Raw genomic sequence first — 24,037 nt, 5'->3', positions numbered from 1 at the left:
TTCTCCTTTCAAGGAAAAGCTTAAAGCGCACGAGTAGAGGCGCTTGGAGCTAGACATCAATGAAAGAGAGAATCCAACTAACCCAAAAAACATTAAAAAACCATACCTAAGGCAAGGTATAGTTCCATCCTTAGTTTTTTATAGAGGGTGTAGCTAGAACCTCTCCTGTATTATTAACAGATTTGTCATTAACTTTTTGCATATGAAAGATTATATCACAGACGATAGAGAAAACATAGCCACTTGATTTTTAGATACCAATAAACTCTTGGAAATCGCATGATTAATATGTTTGTACATATAAATATACAACTGAAATTCCTATGATTGGAAGGATGTATCTATGAAAAAGCTCCTGATTCTGCTTGTGGTTCTACTCCTCTCTGCCTGTTCTTATGAAATGAGTCTTCAAGAGCTCAAGGAAAACCACCCAAATGCTATTAAGGAGAAGGTGGAAAAGCTTCCAAAAGACGTTCAGCAAAATTTAACCATACCTAACCAACTTCCGTTCGAACCTATTTATGTAAATTTTAGTTATGATTCGACAGACGCATCAGATGATAAGTCAGGTGATGTATTTAGAACAGAGTTCCTGTTTGCTAATAATGAGGCAAATCTCCATGTTGTTCATTGGCACAATGGAAACCAGGACCATAGTGAGGAAACGTATAAAACGATAGATATTCATGGGATAGAAACAAAAATTAAAAATGATGAAAAGCAAGTTAAGCAGCTTGAATGGGAAGGTGATGATGGTTCAACCATTACACTAGGTATGATTATATCAGCAGAAGCCGAAGGGAAGTACTCGCTGAATGATCTGGTAGACGCGGCGGAATCTATGCATAGATGAACTCCGTACCTTCCAAAAGCCACACTACTTTTCAGTAAACTCTAGGGTATTACGGCTTTTTTTTACCAACTGATAGTAATAGACGGTCATGGTTTGGGTGATAATGAACACCGGGAAAGAATAAACAAGTTTATATCCGTTCTTAAAGGTAACAATATCGACCAAGGTGAAAATCCACTGAAGCCCTACACCAAAGAGTGACCACACCAGTACATACAATATAAGTGTGCGTGGGTTAATTTTAAATGATTCATAAAAATAAATAAAAAAGTAGCCAAAGGGAGCAAAGGTGAAATAATAAAATAGATCGTTTACTCCATATTGGTTTGAATCATTTAGCTTATAATAATCAATTAATCCACCACCAATTGTAAAGTCAAATAAGATTCCAATCGTGAACCCCCATGATAAAAGGAATGCTGTTATCTCACGAGTGAATTTTTTAGGGAGTAGAAAGAAGACGGAATAAGCAATTATATTCATGATCAATATAAATAGTTCGTTTTTATCAAAAACCTCCCATAAAATCATGAGTAACTCACCTCACGATAGGTAATCTTTCTGAAAATTTGGTGGGAATAGTATGCTATCAAATGAAGTGCGGAAAAGTATAAGATATCGTAGCCAATGTTCCATTTCACATATTTCGTAAGATCGAAGTAGAGGGAAAGCCCGGTTAGTAAAAGCAATATGCCTATGGACACCATGGCTATTAAAACAGACCTGGCAAAAGTTTTTGTCTTATGAATCATGTTTAATTGCATCACTAATAGCATCGGAATAATTAAACTTCTAAAAAATAAGAAAGCTGTATAATTCATTGGCTGCTCTGTTATTTTAATGTATTTTAATCCTTCATAAATAATCCATGTCCAATTAATACTGATCACAAGTATGAACATGAAGACAAAGGTGTTTTCTGTAATTGATAATTTTTTCTGTGTAACGAAAAATAAAGCTGTTATCAGCCATGCCACAAAGAAAAACACTGCAAATCCCATAAATACCCTCCATTTCTGTGTTCATATTCTTTGTTCATGACTAGAAAATATACGGAGTACTCTCCCACTTTTACTTTTATTACCGGTAATAAGTGTCTACTAACCAGGGATCTTATCCAAATTCGATTAAGCAACGCACCAATTTGAGTAATGGAGAGAAGCCCTGATTGCTGTAAGTTACAAAAAGTGCCTCCTCACAGCTCACACACTGTGGGAGGCACTTTTTGTTTCAAAAGAAAATTTGCGGCATCATAACAGATACCGCAAGTTTCACTTATGAATCAAGACTCTTTTTACAGAAGCACCAATCGACACAATCATAATTCGAATCGTTTACCCGCTTCTCGGCATCTTCTTGTGTTTTTGGAGGAGGGGCAATAACTTGATCACCTTTTGTCCGGTCCCCATGTTCATCTGTAGTCTTTAAAGCTTCGACTAGACGAACAATTTCGGCCATGTTGCGCCCTGTGGTAAGGGGTAGTAAATAACAGAGCGAACAGTGGCTTTGTCATCGATTACAAATACAGCCCGGGAGGTTTCAGTACCGTTACTCTCAGGCATAATCATGCCAAATTTCGTTGCAACATTTTTATTCAGATCTGCAATAACAGGAAACATAATCTTTGTATTAAAGTTTTCTTCAATGTTGCGGATCCAAGCAATATGTGACGAGATACTATCAATGCTTAAACCGACGAGTTCCGTATTTAATTCCTTTAGTTGATCATAGATTCCCTGGAAGCCAACAAATTCTGTTGTGCAGACTGGCGTGAAGTCAGCCGGATGGGAAAATAAAACGAACCTTTCCTTTATAGGAATCGAGGGATAGTTGACCATGTGTAGAATTAGCAGTAAAGTCTGGTGCTTTTTCGCCGATACGAGGCAGGCATATCGTTTGGGTCTGATCTTGCTCCATTTTTTAAACACTCCTATTATGAAAATTGCAAAATGTATCTTATATCGTATATATCCTATTAAATCTTTCACTAAACCCAGCTTTTTGTATAAATGTGCTGTGAGCTATGGGTAGAATTTTTGAGTTTCACTGTTTATAGTAATCTATTGTTGAAAGTACCTGTTTTCTACCATTACTAGACAGTAGTACAAGAATGTTTTCTCTTGTTACATACACTGCAATCAGTTGGTTAGAAACAGTGGCAGAATTTAAAACAGTGTGAAAAGGTTTAAGTAAAACGATCTTTACGCTATTCTTGGCGCTGATTGTGGCTAGCATTAGTTACTTTGCTGCATTTTTCCCGCTAACGATGGATGGGATAGCACTGAAGCAGGATTCCTCGTACCGATCTTGATCGTTCTGCTGATTCTATTTCTAACCTCCTACATCATTTACTTCGTGCTGTCAGTAGACTATGTATGTGACGAGGTTAAATGAAAAACCATCATTTCCCCATAGTTTTTAGGAGCACCTGCCTCAGGGTGCTCTTTTTATATAACTTTCCTATTATTAGAGGAGTTCAAAAAGTCACCAAATGATAAGAGGCAATCTCTTCGTTGGCTTGCTTTTGAGCGTGAGCACCTTCGTGCGAGGTCGATTCGGAGAAGGTTTCCTTGATGTTCAAAACTACGCCGCCTCGACCTTCTAATTTGGCAGCTTTTTGAACACTCACTATTATAGGAAATAACATTTGAATTTTAATATAATGGAAGCAGCGTTGATGACAGGGAGAGGGTAGAACAATGGGCATCATTCCAAATCATAAATTAGATAGAAGTGTGGTAACCGAATTTTTTATCAGCCACTGGGGGAGTTCACAGATGGTCACATCAAGTGGAATATTTCAGTGTGATCAGTTGGAGGGTTTTTCTATGTTAGGAGAAAAGGGTGATATTCTTGGCTTGATTACCTACATCACCGAAGCAGATGAGTGTGAAATTATATCTTTGGATAGTGTGCTAGAAAATAGAGGGATTGGCACACTACTATTACAAAAGGTGGAGCAACAAGTCCGTAAAAACGGTATTCGTCAGATTCGCTTAGTAACTACAAATGATAATGTAAATGCAATGAGATTTTATCAAAAAAAAGGGTTCCGATTGATGGAGATTCATCAAAATGCGGTGGTGAAAGCAAGAAGGTGGAAGCCTGAAATCCCACTTATTGCAGAGAATGGTATTCCGATCTGTGATGAGTTACTACTAGTGAAGAAAGGTTATAAATGAGTATCAACTAAAAAATGAGAGGGGATACGGTCGAATGTATCTCCTCTCATTTTTTAATGGATGTTTTACATGTTTTCCGCTTTTTTCTTTCCGTAATCCGTTTCCACTGGTTCGAATTCTTCCTCTATAGGTGGGTAGGTCCTTTTTACAAAGATTGATAAGATAATCCCAATAAACGAGAGTACGGTGATAACGATGAAGGCGACATTGACGCCATGAATTCCAGGGTTTGAAATGGATGGCTCCTGTTGGGCATTTTGTGCGGTCATGGTCATAACCGTGACAAGAATGGCAGTACCTACTGATGCTGCAATTTGCCGCATTGTGTTATTCATAGCCGCTCCGTGCGGGATCAATTTCTGTGGCAATTGATTTAAACCAGCTGTTGTGACAGGCATCATCACCATTGAGAACCCGAACATACGGATAGCATACGTAACGATAAGGAACGTCAGTGTCGTCGTTGTGTCTAAAAAGGAGAAAGCTAAGGTTGAACCTGTCATGATGATAAGCCCGACAATCGCTAACAACCTGGCTCCAATCCTATCAAAAATCCGTCCTGTAATCGGAGACATGAAGCCTGAGATGAGTGCACCTGGCAAGAGAACGAGACCTGATTCAAGTGCGGTAAAGTCTCTCATATTCTGCATGTATAACGGGATCAATGTTTCAGATCCAATCAAACCTAAGAAGCAAATCATCCCGATTACAGTCGTTATCGAGAATGTAGTATATTTGAATACTCTAAATTCAAGCATGGGATGATGCATGCGGAATTGACGAATAATAAAGGCTAGGAGTGTAATGGCGCCGGCTGTAAGAATGAGAATGGTCCGTGTGCTGTCCCATCCGTAGTTCCCTGCACTCGAGAATCCAAACAGCAGTCCTCCAAAACCAACGGAAGATAATATAATCGATAAAAAATCGACTTTAGGATAAGTGAGTTCTGTTACATTTTTCAGTATAAAATAAGCAATAAAGATAATTAAGATAGCCAAAGGCAATATAAGTAAGAATAAAAATCTCCAGGAGTAGTTAGCCGTTATCCAGCCCGATAAAGATGGACCAATTGCCGGGGCAAAAGAGATGACGAGTCCGATATAACCCATGGCTGCTCCACGTTTATTAACAGGGAAAATCAATAAGAAGACGGTCTGCATTAACGGCAGCATAATCCCTGCTCCAGCAGATTGAATGATCCTTCCTAATAATAAGATGGAGAAATTTGGTGCAAGGCCGCCAACAACGGTACCGACCGTGAAAACACTCATGGCCGTTATAAACAGCTGTCGTGTCGTGAACCGTTCAATTAAGAATGCAGTGATCGGGATCATGATCCCATTGACGAGCATAAATACCGTTGTCAGCCATTGGGCCGTATTAGCTGAGATATTCATTTCTTCCATAATCGGAGGAATAGCAGTAATCATTAACGTCTGGTTCAAAATAGCGATAAATGAACCCGCGAGTAATAATGCTGCCATTAACGTTTTGTTATAATCTTTTGTAGTCGTCATTCATATTCCCCCTGTCTTTATTCATTAATGTTATGGAGAACTTAATCGTTTTCAAAGGAATTAGTATTCCATAAACTAACTATCAAATTATACTTGGTTTGGGCCCAGCTTACAAATAAATTGATTAACTTTTTACATAAGGACTTAACGATAGGCCATAACGCCTTAATGAAAATAAATAGTCTTTAATTGGTGAAGGAATCTTTTAAAATTAAAATGGGACATACACGTTGACATCTAAAAATGTATATGTATAATTATAAATATTAAATAATAAATATTAAATAATAAATATACATTCATATTCAAAGACGAAGAAAAGTAGATCGGATAAGAATGTCAGCGAGCCGGGGGTGGTGGAAGCCTGGTGATTCAATCCGTATCGAAACGCCCTTCAGAGAAGTTCAGACGAAATAAAGTAGTCTGAGCCGGGAACCCCCCGTTATCAGGATTCAAGTGGGTCTATTTTAAAATAGACAATCAGAGTGGTACCGCGGATGAATCACACACACGAAATCCGTCTCTTACAATAGTTAGAGGCGGATTTTTTTAATGGAATTTTACAAGGAGGCATTTACTATGACAAAACCTAAAGTAGTATTGGCATATTCAGGAGGACTTGATACATCAATTTCGGTAAAATGGATTCAGGAGAAATACGGGTATGACGTCATTGCTCTTGGCTTGGATGTAGGCGAAGGAAAGGATCTTGAAACGATTCGCCAAAAGGCGCTTGATGTTGGGGCAATCAAGGCGATCATGGTAGATGCGAAACAGCTTCTTGCCGAGGGCTATTTAATGCCGGCACTTAAAGCAAATGCTCTATATGAAGGGAAGTATCCGCTATCTTCTGCCCTATCGCGTCCATTAATCTCAAAACTATTAGTGGAGGTGGCTGAGCAGGAGGGTGCTGTTGCCGTCGCGCACGGCTGTACTGGAAAGGGAAATGATCAGGTTAGATTTGAAGTATCGATTCAAGCGCTCAACCCGAATCTTGAAGTCATTGCACCTGTCAGAGAATGGGGAATGACGCGTGATGAGCAAATTAAGTACGCTGAGGAAAAAGGTATTCCAATCCCGGTTAACTTGGATAACCCATTTTCAATCGATGCGAATATTTGGGGACGTGCTTGTGAAGCGGGCGTTCTGGAGGATCCTTGGATGGAAGCGCCAGAAGCGGCTTATGCTTGGACGAATCCGATTGAAAAAACACCTGACACTCCGGATATCATAGATATCGAGTTTAGTAGTGGGATTCCTGTTGCCTTAAATGGCGAGCAAATGGATATTGTTCCTTTGATTGAGAAATTGAATGATTTAGGCGGCATGCATGGGGTTGGACGTATTGACCATACTGAAAATCGTCTCGTCGGGATTAAATCAAGAGAAGTGTACGAAAACCCGGGGGCGATGATTTTGATCAATGCCCATAAAGAACTTGAGTTTTTGACATTGACGAGAGAAGTATCCCAGTACAAAGCAACGATTGATCAGCAAATGTCAAAATTGATTTATGACGGTCTATGGTATTCCCCACTCCAACCGGCCTTGCAAGCTTTTGTTGAGGAAACACAGCAGGTGGTGACAGGTACGGTTAAGGTGAAGCTGTTCAAGGGACATCATCAGGTGATCGGGAAAAAATCTCCAGTGAGCCTTTATAATGAGAAGCTTTCCACGTATACGAAAGGAGATGCCTTTGACCATGATGCCGCGGTCGGATTTATTAAATTATGGGGACTGCCGACGAAAGTGCATGCTGATGTGCATAAAGCAGGGGCGAAGAAGGCTGATGAGCAGCCGGTGAGTGTGCATGAGTAAACTTTGGGGCGGACGATTTACTAAACCAACCAATAAGCTGGTCGAAGAGTACACCTCTTCGATCGGTTTTGATGACAGGCTGGCTCTACAGGACATAAAAGGCAGTCTTGCGCATGTCGATATGCTTGGAAAGTGTGGGATCATTTCTCAGGAGGAAGCTGCACAAATCATAGAAGGATTAAACATTATCCAAAAGAAAGTTGAGAACGAAGAAGTGACGTTTTCTGTTGAACATGAAGACATTCATATGAATATTGAAAAACTGTTGATCGATGAGATTGGTCCTGTTGGCGGCAAGCTCCATACAGGGAGAAGCCGGAATGACCAGGTAGCGACTGATATGCACTTATATTTGAAGGAAAAAACCACTTATCTCATTCAGCTTGTTGAAGCGGTGCAAGAGGCGCTTGTCAGCCAGGCGGAATCTCATGTCGAAACGATCATTCCTGGTTATACACACTTGCAGCGAGCACAGCCGGTTTCGTTTGCCCATCATTTGCTTGCCTATTTTTGGATGTTTGAGCGCGATAAGGAGCGTCTTAAGGACAGTGTGAAACGGATTGATTGGTCGCCGCTTGGTGCGGCGGCACTTGCTGGTACGCCTTACCCTGTCGATAGAAAGATGACGGCGGAGACGCTCGGATTTGATAACGTTTATCCAAACTCATTGGACGCCGTCAGCGATCGGGATTTCATCCTGGAATTTTTGTCGATCTCATCCATTTTAATTACACATATTTCAAGACTGTCGGATGAATTGATTCTTTGGAGCAGTCAGGAATTTGATTTCATTGAGCTTGATGATGCGTTTTGTACGGGTTCGAGCATTATGCCGCAGAAGAAGAATCCGGATGTGCCTGAGCTGCTGCGTGGCAAGACAGGAAGGATTTACGGTAATCTGATGGGGCTGCTCACGCTTCTGAAGGGTCTTCCGCTTGCCTATAATAAGGATATGCAGGAGGACAAGGAAGGGATGTTCGATACGGTGGAGACGCTTGATGGGGCGCTTTCCTTGCTTGCTCCGATGCTTGCTTCAATGGAAGTGAAGGGGGCGAATATGCGTCAGGCGGTGAACGAGGATTATTCGAATGCAACCGATATTGCAGATTATTTGGCCGTAAAAGGGTTGCCGTTTCGCCAGGCTCATGAGGTGATCGGTAAGATTGTGCTTTATGCAATTGAAAAGAATAAATATTTGCTTGATTTGACGCTTGATGAGTATAAGGAATTTTCTGAGCTGTTTGAAAAGGACATCTTTGCAAAACTAGCTCCCGAACAGGTTGTGGCTGCCCGGAAAAGTGAAGGTGGCACAGGATTTGAACAGGTGGCACAACAGCTTGAGTTGGCAAAGCAGCACATTAAATAATGTAATTTAACTTTGTCAATATTCTGAATACTATTGACTTTAGTATGGTTTATTTGTAACATGACAAGTAACTTAATAACGTTTACTTACTCTTATCTAGAGCAGGCTGAGGGATTTGGCCCTTTGACGCCCGGCAACCGGTCTATCGACACGGTGCTACTTCCAACGGACATAGTTTGTGTTCGGAAGATGAGAGGTCGAAGTACAACCTTCACCCTCTTTCATTTTGAAAGGGGCTTTTTATTATTCAAGAAGCGGGTGATATGGGATGAATAAGGACGAGTGGCTAAAGCGGTCTAAGGAACCGAAAGTAACTCATCGAGACGTACGATTAGGATTACACAATCCCCATGGAGGATGCGGTAATTAAAGTGCTAGCCAATAGCATTGGAAGCATCACGGTTAAGGCCAACTGTCACTTCTTAAAACATCTCGTCATACCATACCTGTGTGTTAGTCATGTTTTATGAGGATAAACGGCAGTATGTTTGAGATGGGTGAAAAAGGGCTATTATAACAGTAAAAACGATGAAAGGATATGACGATATGACTAAACACGTAGAGGCCTATTTTAAGACGGAGAATGATGCTGAAAGTGCTAAAGCTTCCTTGCAAAAGATTGAAATTGAGAACGAGCTTGTTGAACCAATCCCAGATGATTCATCGCTGTTGGCTCGATTAGTTCCATTAAGCAATTTCAAAAATCCTGGCTCAGATCGCCATTTGACCCATCTACTACAATTTGATGTGAAGGAAGAGGGGTACAAAAGTGCCTTAAGCATTATTGAGGAGCATGACGGACATATGGATCAGTCTGAAGTGGAAAGTAACTAGAGTAGGAGTGGCGTTATGAATGGTCAAGGTTTTTCAAAAAAACAGCAGGTCATTGGACATTTCGAAGATTCGATTGATTGGGTACAATCCTTAAGTCAACTGCCGGAGGAATCATGGAGGCTGCCAATTGAACAAGGTAAATGGAGCGTAGCGGAAGTTGTACGCCATCTTGTGCTATGGGATGAATTTATTATAAATAAACGTTTGCCGTACCTGTTCACCTCACAGGATATGCCAGTGCCGCCTGATGTTGAAGTAATGAATGAGAAAGCAGCTATTCAAGCACGCAATGACAGTAAGGAAGAAACGGTTGATTTATTCGAGCAAACGAGACGTGAGCTTGTGAATCGATTAAATGATATTGAGGATATTCGCTACGAAGAGGCGATATCTTTGCAATCCAGTAAAGTAAGTTTATATGAATACTTGGAAGGGATTATGCAGCATGACGTGCATCACTTTGAGCAAATTAAACAAGTTCTCAATGATAAAGATGCCTGAGGAGCAGGCATCTTATCTACATATAAATGCTCGCTAAAAATATCCCCAGTGTTTCTTGATAAATTTCTTCAAATTGGCTTAGCGGGAGGGGGTTAACGCCGCTTCCCAATTCAACTGTATAACCTGGACACTGCCATACTTTAATAAACCAATCCTTGTATCCAGCATAGCTATCAATAAACTGGATGGGTTCATAACCACTTACTCTTTCAAACTCATTCACAATCACTTCAGCCCTTTGTGGGGCAAGCCCTTCATATCCCCAATAAATGACTTCCCCTTGCGTATGAAAAGCCAACAATTTATCAAAGGAACGAGTTCCGGCTAATTCTGCCATTGTAATACTCTCCGGTTCCGTTAACGGCTGATAACCTGGAAAGTCGCGGGGGCTGGTTCCGTTGGTTTGCGGGCAGCTTCTACCTCCCACATGGCAGGATATTGGTTATTTAAGTCAACTCCACGTATATTAGCTTTCCATCCACTAAAATCGGAACTGCCATTGTTAATTTGTAGAGCGAGCTCTCCGAATTCACCTTCAGGAGGCCCGTTTAGTACGAGGTTAACGCCATCGGGATCAACCATCGGAACAATAGATAAGGTGATCTGATCATAAAAAGGATTCATCAGCCTTCCACGAATGGTTTCTCTATTCGTTAGTGATAGTAAATATGTGTTTAAAAATTCCATAATGATGGCTGTCGTTATCCATTCGTTAGCATGAAAGGAGCCGTTCCAGTGAACCACCCTTGGTCCTCGCCCAATTTGTAACTCCACTAAGTCTTTCCCCATAACGCTATTTCCGATCGCTTCTCTCCTAATAAAAGGATACAGCTCATAAAGCTGGTTTAAATGATTCGTTAAAACCTGGAAGTCATAATTCTGATTGCCATTCACAACAGGTGTGGTCACTCGCTTGGGAATTTGTATCGTTTGTCCCACTTGTAGTGAGGTTGGATTGACAGTTGGATTCAATAGAAGCAGATTGTCTAAAGAAATTTGATGAGCTGTAGCAATTTTATAAAACGTGTCTTCTGGCCGTATTTGGTAGATGGAGGAACGGTATCCAGGTATTCTTACAGTCTGGCCTACATTTAAATTAGTAGGAATAACAGAAGGATTAGAATCAATAATTAAGGATAAAGGAACATTAAATGTATTGGCATAGTACCAAAGTGTATCTCCTTGTCTTACTTGAATATCCATTTATGGCCCCCTAACATTGTTGTTCCCTATATTATATGGGTTTTGAAACGAGTACATGAGGTTATTTTTACAAAAGCATTCACAGCTTAAAGATTTCAGTTAGAATAGAAGGAGGAAATGAGGAAAGAAGTGAATGAGATGAAAACATTTAAAGATATTGAGATAGAAGGCGCATTAGTTGAAAGGCTTAGAATCCATGGAGTAACGGCCCCCACCCCCATTCAGGAAAAAACAATTCCGAGGCTTCTGGATGGGAAGGATGTTATTGCAAAGGCACAGACTGGAACAGGGAAGACGCTTGCCTTTCTACTGCCAATTTTACAAAAAATAGATGTCGGGAGATCTGAAGTTCAGGGGTTGATTGTTACCCCAACGAGGGAGCTTGCCCTGCAAATAACAAGTGAAGCGGAAAAGCTGCTCCCTAAGGATGTGAATGTGCTGGCCGTCTATGGTGGACAAGATGTCGCCAAGCAGGCACATAAATTAAATGGACGAGCTCACCTGGTTGTGGCTACGCCTGGGCGCCTTCTTGATCACTTACGCAGGGAGACGTTAAACTTGGGCGCTGTTGAACATGTCGTGTTGGATGAGGCAGATCAAATGCTTGAAGCCGGCTTCCTCCCTGATGTGGCCGCTATTTTACAGCAAACACCTGCAAACCGGCAAACGAGCGCCTTTTCTGCTACGATTTCACAGCAGGTTAACTCCCTAGCGAAAAAATATTTAACAAATCCGGAGCGCGTAACGGTTAAATCAGAGACAGTTACCTTGTCAGAGATTAAGCAGCTTGTCTATGAAACAACGGACCGGGCTAAACAAGATGCTTTACTAAAGATTATGGGTGAACACCGCCCTTTCTAGCCTTGATTTTTTGCCGGACAAAAAGGAGGGCTAGAAAGCTGAATGAAGCCTTGCTCAGTCGAGGATTCGAAGCTGATGAGCTTCACGGGGACCTGTCTCAAGCGAAACGAGAGAAAGTGATGAAGCGTTTCCGTGATGCGAAAATTCAATATTTGGTTGCGACAGACGTAGCAGCAAGGGGGCTGGATGTCGAAGGGATTACCCATGTTTTTAACTATGATGTGCCGCAAGATGCCGAGAGTTATATCCACCGAATTGGCAGAACAGGCCGAGCCGGCGGAAAAGGACTCGCTATTACCTTTATCGCGCCTAAAGATCGACAAGCACTAAAAGTTATAGAAAAAGGTATTGGGGAGAAGCTCCACAGAAGAACATTAGACGCTCTATCTCCTCGGAAAGAAACAGAACGGTTTGGTTCGGAAAAACAGCAACGCTCGTCTAAACGAAGAAAAAGATAAAAAGAGTGCAGCCTGCTCAGAGACAGGCTGCACTCTTTTTATGGAAAAATGGGGTTAGGGGACAATCGATACGGCTTAGAGAGCAATTGCCTTTGTGTCTTTCCTCTAAAACTTTTCAAAAAACAATAACATTGAGTCAGTCCGTTAAATATGATAAATTAAATATATAATTCCGAGTATATAGATAGGAATTATCATTAATAAGGGGTTGAAGCTAATGGGAGTTGAATTTGTCGACCTTTTCAATCAATGGGCAAGTTCTTATGATGATACGGTATCTGGAAAAGATCCTGAATATAAAGAGGTTTTTGAGGGCTATGAGGCTATGCTCCAGGAGCTGGCTGATTTAGCGGTTTCACCAGTTTTAGAATTTGGGGTTGGAACGGCCAACTTAACGAAAAAGATGGTTGCCCAAAATAAAGTGGTTGCGGGAGTTGAGCCATCTGAAGAAATGCGTCGGATTGCAAACGTGAAGTGCCCGGAAGCGGCTGTGTATGAAGGGGACTTTATTAATTTTCCTTCCTTACAGTTGCCAATCAAATCAATCGTTAGTTCTTTCGCGTTTCATCATTTAAACGAAGGTGAGAAACGATTAGCAATACAATCGTATTATGATAAACTTGAAGAAGGTGGGAAGATTATCTTCATCGATACACTTTTTAAGGATGAAGCCCACAAACTGTCATTAGTAAAGGATGCTGAGGAAAAAGGTTATCTTAACTTGGCACAAGATTTACAGGAAGAATATTATGCCTATCTCAATGACCTTGAACAAATGTTTCTCAAAGCAGGTTTTGAGGTATCCTTTAAACAGAAGAACAAATTCGCTTGGTTAATACAAGCTAAAAAAGGAGAATAGTTTATGCCTAAGATGAATGTAGAAAGCTTTAACCTTGACCATACGAAAGTGAAAGCACCATATGTACGCCTAGTCGGTGTGACCGAAGGAGACCATGGGGATAAAATTTATAAATACGACATTCGTGTAAAACAGCCCAATAAAGAGTACATGGATATGCCTGCTTTGCACTCTTTAGAGCACCTGATGGCAGAGAAGAGTCGTGACCATCACAGCCGAATTATCGATATTGGACCAATGGGATGCCAAACAGGCTTTTATCTAGCAGTCCTCAATGATGACAGTTATGAAAATGTCCTTCAGCTGTTGGAAAATACATTGAAAGATGTGCTTGAAGCAGATGAAGTTCCGGCATGTAATGAGGTGCAGTGTGGATTCGCGGCTAGTCACAGCCTAGAAGGTGCAAAAGGACTTGCGAAAGACTTGCTGGATAGACGCGATGAATGGGATCAAGTCTTTTAAATTCGGAGGGTGAGGTAACCTATGGCTTACGTCAAAAACGTACAATCATTAATTGGCAATACCCCAATGATTGAGCTGACCCACTCATCGATACCGAATCAGGCACGTATTTTTGCTAAGCTTGAATTCATGAACCCAGGCGGTAGTGTTAAAGACCGTCTGGGTTTAAAGTTGATTGAGGATGCACTTGGAAGAGGTTTATTGAAAAAGGGCGGTACTATTATTGAACCAACGGCCGGCAATACAGGAATTGGTGTAGCCCTTGCGGCAATCGGCAAAGGGTTTCGTGTTATGTTTGTAACTCCTGAAAAGTTTAGTCAGGAAAAACAAACATTAATGAGGGCCCTCGGTGCCGAAGTGGTAAATACCCCGACAGAACAAGGAATGCGCGGGGCGATTAGACGGGCAGATGAGCTTTGTAAAGAAATTCCGAACTCATTTAGCCCGGAACAGTTTAACAATCGTGCTAATCCAGATACGTATTATGAAACGTTGGGTCCGGAAATTTATAACGATTTAAACGGCGCGGTCGACGTTTTTATAGCAGGTGCGGGCACGGGTGGAACCTTTATGGGAACGTCTCGTTATCTTAAAGAACAAAATGAGGCCATTAAAACTGTGATCGTTGAGCCCGAAGGTTCGGTGTTAAACGGAGGAGAGCCTGGACCTCACCGTACAGAGGGAATAGGAATGGAGTTTTTGCCTTTCTATATGGAAAAGCAATATTTCAACGCTATTCATACGGTTCCAGATCAAGTGGCATTTGATCGTGTGAGAGAGCTTGCGCTTAACGAAGGGCTGCTTGTGGCCAGTTCCTCTGGCGCTGCGTTTGAAGCTGCGCTAAGAGAAGCTGAGCAAGCGAAGCCAGGTACGAAGATTGTTACGATTTTCCCTGACAGCAGTGAACGATACTTAAGTCAAGGGATTTACGAGGAGTGATGTCAATGAGAAAGAAAACTCAGTTAATCCATGGCGGGATTACAGGAGATAAGGAAACAGGTGCGGTTTCTGTGCCGATTTATCAAGTAAGTACGTACGCTCAAGACGGAGTTGGTCAGCACCGTGGTTATGAATATTCAAGAACAGGCAACCCAACGAGATTTGCTCTCGAAGAATTGATCAAGGAGCTGGAAGGTGGGCATGCGGGATTTGCTTTTGGTTCAGGAATGGCAGCGATCACAGCAGTGCTTATGACCTTCAATCAAGGTGATCATGTCGTTTTCACTGATGATGTATATGGCGGTACGTATCGTCTTGTTTCTAATGTGATTAACCGGTTTGGATTAGAAGCAACATTTGTGGATACAAGTGATGTTGCGAATATCGAAGCGGCCATTACTGATCGCACAAAAGCGATTTATGTCGAGACGCCAACCAACCCGTTACTAAAAATCACTGATCTGAAAAAAGTGTCTGATCTAGCGAAAGGAAAGGATCTAACTTTTATTGTTGATAACACCTTCAGTACACCATACTGGCAAAATCCAATTGACTTTGGTGCCGATATCGTTCTTCACAGTGCAACGAAGTATCTTGGTGGACACAGTGACGTTGTAGCCGGGTTAGTTGTCGTCAATTCACAGCAGCTTGCTGAAAATGTCCATTTTGTACTAAATTCTTCTGGTGGGATTCTTGGACCGCAGGATTCCTGGTTATTGATGCGCGGGATCAAAACCCTAGGTATTCGCATGGAGGAGATTGAAGAAAATACTCGTGCATTTATCGAGTTCTTACAAGGACTCCCAGAGGTAACAAACATTTATTACCCTGGTCTTGAAAGTCATAAAGGCCATCAAGTTCACCAGGGTCAAGCTCGTGGTAGCGGCGGAATGATTTCTTTTGATGTTGGAAGTGGGGAGAAAGCAGATCGAGTACTCAAGAATACTCGCTTCTTCACACTAGCTGAAAGTCTTGGAGCAGTGGAAAGCTTAATTTCGGTTCCTGCAAAAATGACGCATGCATCGATTCCTGCAGAACGCCGCAGCGAACTGGGGATCACTGATGGTTTAGTTCGTGTCTCCATTGGACTCGAAGATATTGAAGATTTAAAGGAAGACTTTTTACAAGCCTTACGCAAATAGTAAAGTGAGAACGGCCTTTTTGCGGGTCGTTCTTTTTTTGTAATCAATTATACATGTCAAAATAATACGATCCGTTGCCTGTATAGAGAGGATTGAGATAGCCACACTAACCAGTAAGAAGAACTGGAGTGTGAGAAAATGGATTATACACATTTTAAAAAACAATTAGAAGAAAGAAAACAGGAAATAGAGCAACGATTAATCGACAATAATCATTTTGGATTAGAGCAAGGCTTAGCTAGCAGCCGATCATCTGGTGAGTTGTCCCAGTATGATAACCACCCAGCTGATTCAGGCACAGATCTTTATGAAAGAGAAAAGGATATGGCCTTGTTAACCCATCTTGAAGATGAACTGTCAGAAATATCCTACTCATTAAAGCAAATCGAACAAGGCACTTATGGGATTTGTGAGAAAACTGGGGAAAAGATTCCGTTAGAAAGACTGGAAGCCGTACCAACAGCTCGTACCATTCGGTCTGCTGGAGATGATCATGTAGCGGGTGATCGTCCAGTGGAAGAAGATGTTCTTAATGAGTTAGAGTGGAATGACGGAAACGACAGCTATGAAGTGGTTGCCAATTTTAATGAAAATGGTATGACTTATGAAGGCTCATCATTGATGGATGAAGAGGAAGACAATGGTGGTTATGTAGAGGAATTTGAATCGTTTGTATCAACAGATATGGACGGATATACAGGACCGGATGAAGTTAATTTCCAGCGAAGTGAATATTATAAAGAGTACATGGATCAACGTGAACAGGAAGATTCAGAATAATTATACCCCAAGGAGTGAGCCAGTCATTCCTTGGGGATTCTTTCGTTAATAGCCGACTTCAACGGCCGCATTTACAATGTACATCATGTCATTTTTATCTTCTTTGTCTTCAAGAAAAATCCGGCTTGATGTCAGCATTCCGCCTTGGATCTTTTCTAACGTAACCTGTCCATAAGGAATAGCCTGTTTAACTTCTTGCTCATCTAACTGTTCATGATCTGTTGGCAAAGCGAGTCTCACGTGTATTTTCATCTCATCGAGGGATTGGTTAGGTAACGCTGATCTGATTCCTGGCATGGAATTAGAGTGAATAGCATTTTTTACTGCCCGAACAGAGGCCTTTGTTATATTTTGGCCGTGCACATCTGTTCCTGTTCCGGTTTGAATGAACATGACTTGTTCCATTAGATCTCCTCCTCCTAAAATAACGTGTTCTTTCTCCTTATTTACTTTTTGTAAAGGATTTAAACCTTTATCAGTTGAATTTTACATAGTGAATAAGTATAATCAACTTACAAAAAGTAACTTATTAGGTGGAAATAACACTGACGAGATGCTCGTGTAGGTGTTGTGACAGTGAGAGTCACTGATCTAGAAAAGACTTCAAAATTTTATGAGAGTACCATCGGTTTACTAAAAAGAAACGAAAACATAAAAACCATCGAATTTGTTCCTCTTTTCACCCCCTTGCCTACACTGCTGAAGTTTCTTCTGCTTTTTCAAAAATGTGCATCATCCACATTCCAATATCCTCAAAGCCAAGCCTTTTATAAATAGAACCTGCTTCGGGATTATCATAAAACAAGCATAGCATTTTTCCTTCTGCTAGTAGATCTTGACATAATTTATGCATACAGGTACTCGCATAACCTTTACGTTTATAATTTGGATGGGTGCATACCCCTACTACCATGGCTGACATCGAATTTTCCGCTGTAGTGGAGGCACTTGAAATCATCGTACCGTTGTCTTCACTAAAATATACTCGCGCAGATTTCTGTTCCATTCCTTTTCGAATGCTATCTTCACGAGTATTATCTCGCTCAAATTCAGGGATCTGGTTTTGTAAATGAACGATTCTTTGTACATCATTTGTCGTTGCCAGTTTTACCTGACTAATATCTACATCTATGCTTAGCTTTTCAGCACCGTCACATTTGGCATAATATAAGGAACGAGTACGTAAACTCCCGACTTTAATGTAAGGAAGAATTTTTTCAGTAATGACCTGCAGACCAGATAACTGCATAAATTCAGGATCTTCGTTAATAATTGCAGCAAAACCCTTGGCATCAAAGGACTCATTTGCATAGGCAATGTAATTGTTATGATACTTTAATAATACTGCTTTTAGCTGACCATCTCGGTGAAAATCCCCCATAATTTTTGAAAATCCTGGTCATAACCAAAGTTCTCAATATCTCCGATAATAAATAAGTTTTCTGCTGGTTTAACAGAAAGCAGGTGTTGGCAAGCCGGATCATCTTTTTGGGTAAGTCTGCGAATCATAAAATCCCTCCCCTTTCATAGTAAAGCGTTTAACAGTTTATCAAATATTCATAAAAAAGCAATAACTTTTTGAATAGGAGTTGATTTGTTGGAAGGGAATGGATATAATGAAAAAGAACAAACGTTCCTATTTATTGAAAGGATGTGTGATATGATAGGCTGTTTAATTGTAAGGGTGGCACAGCAGAAAACAACTGAAGTCGCAAAGGATGTGGCGGAACACTTTGGCTCAAACTTAGTAAGCCAAGATTCATCCAATGCTGGTCTTATTACCATTGCTGAAATAACGAATAAATTGGATATATGGCAGACAGCGTTCAAATATGAATGCTTAGGTTTTGTTACTGCGTATGGTTTTGCAGAAGTTGAAAACGAGGCTATTTATGTGGCAAATGAAAAGATGGTTCAACGCTTGGAAAAATAAGTTATCTTCATCATTCCCCTTTAGTTTTTAATAATTGGGTCAAACTAATTGCTAAAGGAGGAATGGACCATTGAAAAAGATAAGTATATGGTTTTTATTGCTGTTTTTAGTGTACAGTTCAAATATATTCGCTGAAGGTAGTCTATACAGTATTAAGCATAAGGATAAAGTCATGCAGGACTATGAAATCCATATTGATTACCCCGTTTTTAATGGTCTCCCTAATGAAAAGCTTCAAGAACAGGTCAATAAAAAAGTGAGTAATAAACTTGAGGATACAGTTAGAGAAGTGAAGCGTGTAGCTGAACAATCAACAGGGTTTCCAGTTCTTTATTATGAGGAAGAAGAAGTGATCGAGGACGATAAGATGATTTCTGTCGTCATGACATCGAATATTTCAAGGGGAAACAATTATAACTCGACAGTGAGGTCAATTAACTTTAGTAACGGAGATAATGGCAGGGTGATTACATTGAAGGATGTGGTGAAGATGCCATTGCTTAATCAAGAAGTGAAAAAACAAATGGCAAATGAACCGGATACTTATTTTCACCAATCATTTAATTCCGTAAGAGAAGATACAGCTTTTTATATTAATGGTGAACAACTTGTTCTCATATTTGATAAGTATGAGATTGCACCAGGCGTATATGGTACTCCTGAAATTAGTGTACCTTTAGAAAAGGTGAGGAAGAACCAATCTTCAAAAGAAACAAATGTCCCTTTTCCGCAGATTATTTAATTAGAGACTGGTTTGGCTAAAGTCAACATCGGAATGGGATGTTTCGTTAAACAAAGACAACTGTTTAGATAGTTAGAAAGAAGCATAAGTCACCTTATGCTTCTAAAATTCCCCCACTTTGTTCTTGCTCACCATAATAGTGGAAGAGATATTGTTCTTTTGTAATAACAAATAAATCATAGACGGGCTGTTCACGATTTATCCAGGATAATACCTCAGGATAAAGATTATTTGCTTTGTTTGCATATGGGATTTTTAATGCGGCTTTCAGTGAGCGTACATTTGTACGACGGATCTTCAGAAAAATCGCTTCAATCTCAAGCTGGAAAAATAACTCCTCGAAAAATAAATCTTTTGCCAATTGATTGTACCCTTTACCGAAATATGGCTGCCCAATCCATGTGGCGAGAAAGCCTTTATTTTCTTGTATATTAAATAAATTGATTGTACCGATCGGTTGTCCCCACTCGTCAAGGATGGTGCGCGAAATGGATTCACCAAGCTCTTCTGCTTCAATCGTTTGTTTTGTCAGAAAATAGAATTCATCACTTGTTGTGGCTTTGTGGCGGACGTATGGAAATACTTCGGGGTGACTCATCAATTCAAACAGAGCTTTAGAGTCATGCAAATCACGTTTTTTTAGCACAAAAAACCCCTCCTTGTGAATAGAGGAGGGCAGTCTGAACGCAGGGAGATAGCGTGCATTGTTGGTTCGGACCACCCTCGAATTTTTATCAATTGCTCACAAAAATTCGGGGTGGGAATCGAACCCACTAGAACCAATCTACATGACTGGTGGCGCACCATTTGCCTCCCTACATTACGATCAGATTGTCTTACTTAAGGTAATAATAATCGATTTTATTTAAAAAGGGAATAGGCGTTTTATGAATTTTTTCATTGCTTTTAGAGGTCTGTTTTAATCATATACCACTTTTCCATCAATCATGGTCCATACAGGAGAGGGCACAAAGTCATAAGGATGGCCATCCCATAATACAAGGTCGGCATCCTTGCCTTTCTCAATTGATCCCACTCGATCATCTACTCCCAGGTTCTTAACCTCCGCTATCTTTTTCCTGTATTATACTGAATGGGAAATAGAAAGGTACACAAAAAAGCATGAAAAGCTTCGTTAAGATTTTAAAAGCGATTGTAAGGCAGGCTTTAACTCGGGAAAAATAAATGAATAACCATGTGATATTGCTTTGTTTGGTATGACGGATTGGCCGTTCAGTAATAATGAGCTCATATCACCAAGAACCGTTTTTAAAGCAAAAGAAGGGGCTGGAATCCAGTGTGGGCGTCCAAGCACAGTTCCAAGGGTTTGACCAAAGTCTTTGTTGCGTTTAGGATTAGGCGCTGTTCCATTCACAGGACCTTCGATCGAAGAAGTCCTTAATGAGTAGTCGATGAGTTCAACCACATCATCGATATGAATCCAAGACATCCATTGTTCACCAGATCCTAAATTTCCTCCAATCATAAGTTTATAGGGAATGGTCATTTTGGGTAACGCTCCTTTTTCTCCAAGAATCACGCCAAAGCGAACGAACGCAGTACGTACACCGAGGCTTTGTGCTTTCGCTGCTCGTTTTTCCCATTCAACGACGACGTTTGCTAAGAAATCTTCTCCGGGTCTATCTGTCTCTTCTGTAAAAGTTTTTGTTTCTGATTGTCCATAAAAGCCTACGGCTGAGGCGTTGATTAGCACTTCTGGTTTAGGGTTCATGCGTTCAATCAGGTCGATCACTCCTTCAGTCGCCTGAATGCGGCTGTCCATAATAGATTTTTTCCGTTTTTCCGTCCATCGCCCGCTATTTAATGATTCACCAGCAAGGTTTACGATAGCATCTACTGAAGGAAGCTGATGCGATGGAGTGTATTCATCTCTTAGCCACCCAATATGTGTAACATGATCAGTATTTTCATGCTTGTCCGGGCTTCTTGTGAGTATGTACACGTGATGGTCTTCGTTAATAAGTTTCTGGGTAAGTTTTGATCCTACAAAGCCTGTTCCGCCGGTAATGGCTATCTTCAAGATAATCTCCTCCTCTATATTTTTCTGCAAAGTAGTATAAAAGGGAAACGACTCTTCCCGTGACCGAACACATTGTTCTCATGCTACAATAAAAAAAAGGGGTGTATTTCGCTTGGCAAAAATTACTCGAATTACAACACAAAAAAGAAATAAGAATCGTTATAATATCTTTTTGGACCGAGGTCAAGGGGAGGCCTACGGTTTTAGCGTTGGCGAAGATATTCTTGTGAAGTTTCAGCTCCAAAAATCGATGGAGCTTGAAGAAACAAGTATTAACGCTTTAGTCCAAAAAGATACGATACATAAGACATATACCCTAGCTATCAACTATTTAAGCTACCGAATGCGCTCAGAAAAAGAAATTCGTGATTATTTACTTAAAAAAGAAGCTGACGAGGCTCATATTGAGGAGATTATTAATCGTTTGAAGAAAGAGAAATTGCTTAACGATCAGGAGTTTGCGATTTCTCTTGTTAGAACACGTATGCAAACCTCAAGCAAGGGACCGCTTTTAGTAAAGAAAGAATTGATTGAAAAAGGAGTTCAGTCGCAATTAGCTGAAGAGGCACTGGACTATTTCTCTTTTGATAAACAAGTGGAAAAAGCGCTGAAATTTGCTAAGAAAAAGCTGAATAGTGACAGGAAAAAATCACATCGGCAACAAATACAAAATGTGCAGCAAACCTTGATGCAGAAAGGTTTTCAAACTGATGTTATTAAAGAAGTTATTGGTCAGCTGCCTGAAGAGGAGCAAGAAGAGCATTCAGAATGGGAGGCGATTGTTTATCAAGGAGAGAAATTGTTGAGAAAGTATGAGCGTAAAGCGGAGGGGTTTGAGTTAAAGCAAAAGGTTAAAACAGGTTTATACCGTAAAGGTTTTCCGTTTGATTTAATCGATCAGTTTATTGATGAGAATATTGATAACAAATAACCAATTCACTAGGAGGGAAAGATGTTATATAGGAGAGCAACATACAAGATAGTTCCAAATCAATATGAGCCGTTCACCCGTTTTTTCCATGAGTATGTGCTACCAATTCAACTAGCTCATGGTGTTCGTTTAGCCGGACATTATACGACATTAGACCATACTGAAGTGGTAACAATATGGGAATATGACAGCTATGAAGATTATCTAGTTATCGATCGTAAAATTAACGAGTCGACACTTTATAAAAAATCGTTAAAGGCAGAACGATTGTACCATCATCTGCAGGAAGATTTTTTAGAAGAGGGAGGGGGTTACCATCTTCAAAAACACATCGTTTCCGTTTCAGGATGTTTTGTTAATGAAAAAGGGGAGGTGCTCCTTGTGCAGAATGAGCACCGTCCAGACACGTATGAAATGCCCGGGGGACGTTTAGAAAACAACGAAAGCCTTGAGGAAGCAATCAAGCGAGAAGTGTTAGAAGAAACAGGGGTTTTTGTGAAAGTGGAAGGGATAACGGGTGTCTATCACAATATGACGTTAGGCGTAGTATGTATTGTTTTTAAAGGGACGTATCATTCAGGGGAGATTCGTCCTCAGCCAGGTGAGACTAAAAATGCTGTTTTTCAAAAGATGACAGATGAAAATAGGAGACAGTGGATCACTCGAGAGCATTTTTTGATTCGCCTGGAGGATGCCCTTAAAAATGAGGGGGCGGCAGTGGAAAGCTATTATGTAAAACCATATACGCTTGTGCACAGGTTAGAATCATATCAATAAACCGCTCATCCTATAGAGAGATGAGCGGTTCCATGTACTATAGCATTCCCTTGCTATCTAAATCCTCAATGGCTTCATAAACATGATCAACAACAGTATTTGCTTTTGCCTGGACGTCAGGATGTGCTGTAGACATCACATAGCTGTTTGGTGTCACGGCAAACATAGGGAGATCATTAAAAGAATCCCCGACACAAGCAATTTCGTCCGGCCTAATCCTGAGGTGGCTTAATAGAGCTAAAATACTGTTCCCTTTATTAATTGAAGGGGGCATAATATCAATCACATTCTTGTGTGAAATAAAAGCATCTACCGTTTCTCCAAATTGATTGCTTACCTGCTCATGTGTATGGGCTATGTCCTCTTCATTTCCGTGCAGGGTGAATTTGGAGGGATGGAGTGTTTGTCCAAATTCTTCAACAAAACTCGGTTTAACAATAATATCGTGAAAAAGCTGTTCATTGATTACGTCAATCCATTCGTTGTGTTCGGATGTATAGGTGTCTGTTGCAGTAGAAACAGTCGTAACCATAGGGTAGTCTTGAATAGTAGCTATGACATGGTCAGCGGTTGTTTTAGTAAATGTTTCTGAGTGGATGAGCAGGTCATCTTGTCCGTAGACAAATGCACCATTTTGACTGATGCGATGCCCTTTGAGTTCCATTCTTCGGAGAACTTCTGCAATTTCATGCTCCATCCGCCCTGTAGCGACCGCAAGCTCAACATTATGATTCATAAGTAGATAAAAGGAATCGATATCTTTTTGTTTAATATAATGGTCCATTCCAAGCAACGTTCCATCTAGGTCTGTGATGAATAATTTGATCATGTGTGGAAC

27 protein-coding genes, 2 pseudogenes, 2 riboswitches and 1 other annotated feature are annotated in these 24,037 nt (G+C 40.6%); of the genes and pseudogenes, 16 read left to right on the top strand and 13 right to left on the bottom strand.

Annotated features, from left to right (window positions below; genetic code table 11):
- Positions 1 to 124: 124 nt before the first annotated feature.
- Positions 125 to 169, bottom strand: a riboswitch (PreQ1 riboswitch).
- A 174-nt stretch (positions 170 to 343) separates the two neighbouring features.
- On the top strand, positions 344 to 853 hold the full coding sequence (locus MUO15_RS07835; RefSeq protein WP_245034978.1) for a hypothetical protein: 510 nt from the start codon (positions 344 to 346) through the stop codon (positions 851 to 853).
- 24 nt (positions 854 to 877) lie between these two features.
- Here the strand turns inward: MUO15_RS07835 and MUO15_RS07830 are convergent, their stop codons facing one another.
- The 4 genes from MUO15_RS07830 to MUO15_RS07820 all read right to left on the bottom strand — a co-directional run bounded on the left by MUO15_RS07830 (position 878) and on the right by MUO15_RS07820 (position 2,841).
- On the bottom strand, positions 878 to 1,384 hold the full coding sequence (locus MUO15_RS07830; RefSeq protein WP_245034977.1) for a hypothetical protein: 507 nt from the start codon (positions 1,382 to 1,384) through the stop codon (positions 878 to 880).
- Positions 1,381 to 1,854, bottom strand: a complete 474-nt coding sequence (locus MUO15_RS07825) for a hypothetical protein (protein ID WP_245034976.1) — start codon at positions 1,852 to 1,854, stop codon at positions 1,381 to 1,383. Before MUO15_RS07825 ends, MUO15_RS07830 begins: the two co-directional genes overlap by 4 nt.
- 274 nt (positions 1,855 to 2,128) lie before the next feature.
- A complete protein-coding gene (locus MUO15_RS21900) occupies positions 2,129 to 2,311 on the bottom strand; it encodes a peroxiredoxin (RefSeq protein ID WP_318036208.1) in 183 nt (60 codons plus the stop codon).
- Complete coding sequence (locus MUO15_RS07820; protein ID WP_318036207.1) at positions 2,290 to 2,841, bottom strand: redoxin domain-containing protein; 552 nt, start codon at positions 2,839 to 2,841, stop codon at positions 2,290 to 2,292. Before MUO15_RS07820 ends, MUO15_RS21900 begins: the two co-directional genes overlap by 22 nt.
- A 711-nt stretch (positions 2,842 to 3,552) precedes the next feature.
- Between MUO15_RS07820 and MUO15_RS07815 the strand changes: the two genes are divergently transcribed.
- Positions 3,553 to 4,035 (top strand): GNAT family N-acetyltransferase, encoded by a 483-nt coding sequence (locus MUO15_RS07815; RefSeq protein WP_245034975.1) that lies wholly within the window; start codon positions 3,553 to 3,555, stop codon positions 4,033 to 4,035.
- 65 nt (positions 4,036 to 4,100) lie between these two features.
- Here the strand turns inward: MUO15_RS07815 and MUO15_RS07810 are convergent, their stop codons facing one another.
- Positions 4,101 to 5,552 (bottom strand): MDR family MFS transporter, encoded by a 1,452-nt coding sequence (locus tag MUO15_RS07810; protein WP_245034973.1) that lies wholly within the window; start codon positions 5,550 to 5,552, stop codon positions 4,101 to 4,103.
- Between the two features lie 299 nt (positions 5,553 to 5,851).
- Positions 5,852 to 6,080: a binding site (T-box leader), on the top strand.
- Positions 6,081 to 6,131: 51 nt separating this feature from the next.
- On the opposite strand from MUO15_RS07810, the gene MUO15_RS07805 reads away from it, so the two are divergent.
- The 4 genes from MUO15_RS07805 (at position 6,132) to MUO15_RS07790 (ending at position 10,071) form a co-directional block, all read left to right on the top strand.
- Entirely contained in the window at positions 6,132 to 7,370 is a 1,239-nt protein-coding gene (locus MUO15_RS07805) for an argininosuccinate synthase (RefSeq protein ID WP_245034972.1), read from the top strand.
- Complete coding sequence (gene argH / locus MUO15_RS07800; RefSeq protein WP_245034971.1) at positions 7,363 to 8,736, top strand: argininosuccinate lyase; 1,374 nt, start codon at positions 7,363 to 7,365, stop codon at positions 8,734 to 8,736. The genes MUO15_RS07805 and argH overlap by 8 nt, the downstream gene beginning before the upstream one ends.
- Positions 8,737 to 8,825: 89 nt before the next feature.
- A riboswitch (SAM riboswitch) is annotated at positions 8,826 to 8,932 on the top strand.
- Positions 8,933 to 9,282: 350 nt separating this feature from the next.
- On the top strand, positions 9,283 to 9,570 hold the full coding sequence (locus tag MUO15_RS07795) for a hypothetical protein (protein WP_245034970.1): 288 nt from the start codon (positions 9,283 to 9,285) through the stop codon (positions 9,568 to 9,570).
- Positions 9,571 to 9,585: 15 nt separating this feature from the next.
- Positions 9,586 to 10,071: a DinB family protein gene (locus MUO15_RS07790; RefSeq protein WP_245034968.1), complete on the top strand. Its 486-nt coding sequence runs from the start codon at positions 9,586 to 9,588 to the stop codon at positions 10,069 to 10,071.
- Positions 10,072 to 10,087: 16 nt separating this feature from the next.
- Here the strand turns inward: MUO15_RS07790 and MUO15_RS07785 are convergent.
- Positions 10,088 to 11,274, bottom strand: a pseudogene (locus MUO15_RS07785) (M14 family metallopeptidase).
- Positions 11,275 to 11,412: 138 nt separating this feature from the next.
- Here MUO15_RS07785 and MUO15_RS07780 point away from each other — a divergent pair.
- From MUO15_RS07780 to MUO15_RS07755, 6 genes and pseudogenes are all read left to right on the top strand, one after another.
- Positions 11,413 to 12,593 (top strand): annotated as a pseudogene (locus MUO15_RS07780) (DEAD/DEAH box helicase).
- Between the two features lie 217 nt (positions 12,594 to 12,810).
- Entirely contained in the window at positions 12,811 to 13,452 is a 642-nt protein-coding gene (locus MUO15_RS07775) for a class I SAM-dependent DNA methyltransferase (protein WP_245034967.1), read from the top strand.
- A gap of 3 nt (positions 13,453 to 13,455) precedes the next feature.
- Positions 13,456 to 13,914: an S-ribosylhomocysteine lyase gene (locus tag MUO15_RS07770; protein WP_245034965.1), complete on the top strand. Its 459-nt coding sequence runs from the start codon at positions 13,456 to 13,458 to the stop codon at positions 13,912 to 13,914.
- A 21-nt stretch (positions 13,915 to 13,935) separates the two neighbouring features.
- The gene (locus MUO15_RS07765; protein WP_245034964.1) at positions 13,936 to 14,853 is read left to right on the top strand and encodes a PLP-dependent cysteine synthase family protein; all 918 of its coding nucleotides are present in this window, start codon (positions 13,936 to 13,938) and stop codon (positions 14,851 to 14,853) included.
- 5 nt (positions 14,854 to 14,858) lie between these two features.
- The gene (locus MUO15_RS07760; RefSeq protein WP_245034963.1) at positions 14,859 to 15,995 is read left to right on the top strand and encodes a bifunctional cystathionine gamma-lyase/homocysteine desulfhydrase; all 1,137 of its coding nucleotides are present in this window, start codon (positions 14,859 to 14,861) and stop codon (positions 15,993 to 15,995) included.
- Positions 15,996 to 16,133: 138 nt separating this feature from the next.
- Entirely contained in the window at positions 16,134 to 16,775 is a 642-nt protein-coding gene (locus tag MUO15_RS07755) for a TraR/DksA C4-type zinc finger protein (protein ID WP_245034961.1), read from the top strand.
- A gap of 45 nt (positions 16,776 to 16,820) precedes the next feature.
- Here the strand turns inward: MUO15_RS07755 and MUO15_RS07750 are convergent, their stop codons facing one another.
- From MUO15_RS07750 to MUO15_RS21895, 3 genes are all read right to left on the bottom strand, one after another.
- On the bottom strand, positions 16,821 to 17,180 hold the full coding sequence (locus MUO15_RS07750; RefSeq protein WP_245034959.1) for a Lin0512 family protein: 360 nt from the start codon (positions 17,178 to 17,180) through the stop codon (positions 16,821 to 16,823).
- Positions 17,181 to 17,466: 286 nt separating this feature from the next.
- The gene (locus tag MUO15_RS07745) at positions 17,467 to 18,156 is read right to left on the bottom strand and encodes a GNAT family N-acetyltransferase (RefSeq protein ID WP_318036206.1); all 690 of its coding nucleotides are present in this window, start codon (positions 18,154 to 18,156) and stop codon (positions 17,467 to 17,469) included.
- Positions 18,126 to 18,284, bottom strand: a complete 159-nt coding sequence (locus MUO15_RS21895; RefSeq protein ID WP_318036205.1) for a hypothetical protein — start codon at positions 18,282 to 18,284, stop codon at positions 18,126 to 18,128. Before MUO15_RS21895 ends, MUO15_RS07745 begins: the two co-directional genes overlap by 31 nt.
- An 88-nt stretch (positions 18,285 to 18,372) precedes the next feature.
- Between MUO15_RS21895 and MUO15_RS07740 the strand changes: the two genes are divergently transcribed.
- Complete coding sequence (locus MUO15_RS07740) at positions 18,373 to 18,708, top strand: hypothetical protein (RefSeq protein ID WP_245034957.1); 336 nt, start codon at positions 18,373 to 18,375, stop codon at positions 18,706 to 18,708.
- 70 nt (positions 18,709 to 18,778) lie between these two features.
- Positions 18,779 to 19,450, top strand: a complete 672-nt coding sequence (locus MUO15_RS07735) for a DUF3298 and DUF4163 domain-containing protein (RefSeq protein ID WP_245034955.1) — start codon at positions 18,779 to 18,781, stop codon at positions 19,448 to 19,450.
- 94 nt (positions 19,451 to 19,544) lie between these two features.
- Here MUO15_RS07735 and MUO15_RS07730 read toward each other — a convergent pair whose 3' ends face one another.
- From MUO15_RS07730 to MUO15_RS07720, 3 genes are all read right to left on the bottom strand, one after another.
- A complete protein-coding gene (locus MUO15_RS07730; RefSeq protein WP_245034953.1) occupies positions 19,545 to 20,096 on the bottom strand; it encodes a GNAT family N-acetyltransferase in 552 nt (183 codons plus the stop codon).
- A gap of 273 nt (positions 20,097 to 20,369) precedes the next feature.
- A complete protein-coding gene (locus tag MUO15_RS07725; protein WP_256464185.1) occupies positions 20,370 to 20,504 on the bottom strand; it encodes an amidohydrolase family protein in 135 nt (44 codons plus the stop codon).
- 81 nt (positions 20,505 to 20,585) lie between these two features.
- A complete protein-coding gene (locus MUO15_RS07720) occupies positions 20,586 to 21,491 on the bottom strand; it encodes a TIGR01777 family oxidoreductase (protein ID WP_245034949.1) in 906 nt (301 codons plus the stop codon).
- Between the two features lie 112 nt (positions 21,492 to 21,603).
- Here MUO15_RS07720 and recX point away from each other — a divergent pair, with 112 nt between their 5' ends.
- Together recX and MUO15_RS07710 are read left to right on the top strand one after the other, a co-directional pair.
- Positions 21,604 to 22,422, top strand: coding sequence for a recombination regulator RecX (gene recX / locus MUO15_RS07715; protein WP_245034947.1), 819 nt, complete (start codon positions 21,604 to 21,606; stop codon positions 22,420 to 22,422).
- A gap of 21 nt (positions 22,423 to 22,443) precedes the next feature.
- Complete coding sequence (locus MUO15_RS07710) at positions 22,444 to 23,199, top strand: NUDIX domain-containing protein (RefSeq protein WP_245034945.1); 756 nt, start codon at positions 22,444 to 22,446, stop codon at positions 23,197 to 23,199.
- Positions 23,200 to 23,236: 37 nt separating this feature from the next.
- On the opposite strand, the gene MUO15_RS07705 is transcribed toward MUO15_RS07710, so the two are convergent.
- Complete coding sequence (locus MUO15_RS07705) at positions 23,237 to 24,028, bottom strand: Cof-type HAD-IIB family hydrolase (RefSeq protein WP_245034943.1); 792 nt, start codon at positions 24,026 to 24,028, stop codon at positions 23,237 to 23,239.
- Positions 24,029 to 24,037: the final 9 nt, after the last annotated feature.

The sequence above is a fragment of the Halobacillus amylolyticus genome, assembly GCF_022921115.1.
Taxonomy (GTDB): domain Bacteria; phylum Bacillota; class Bacilli; order Bacillales; family Halobacillaceae; genus Halobacillus_A; species Halobacillus_A amylolyticus.
The sequence above is the reverse complement of the archived record's forward strand: the minus strand, read 5'-3'. Positions and strand labels throughout refer to the sequence as shown.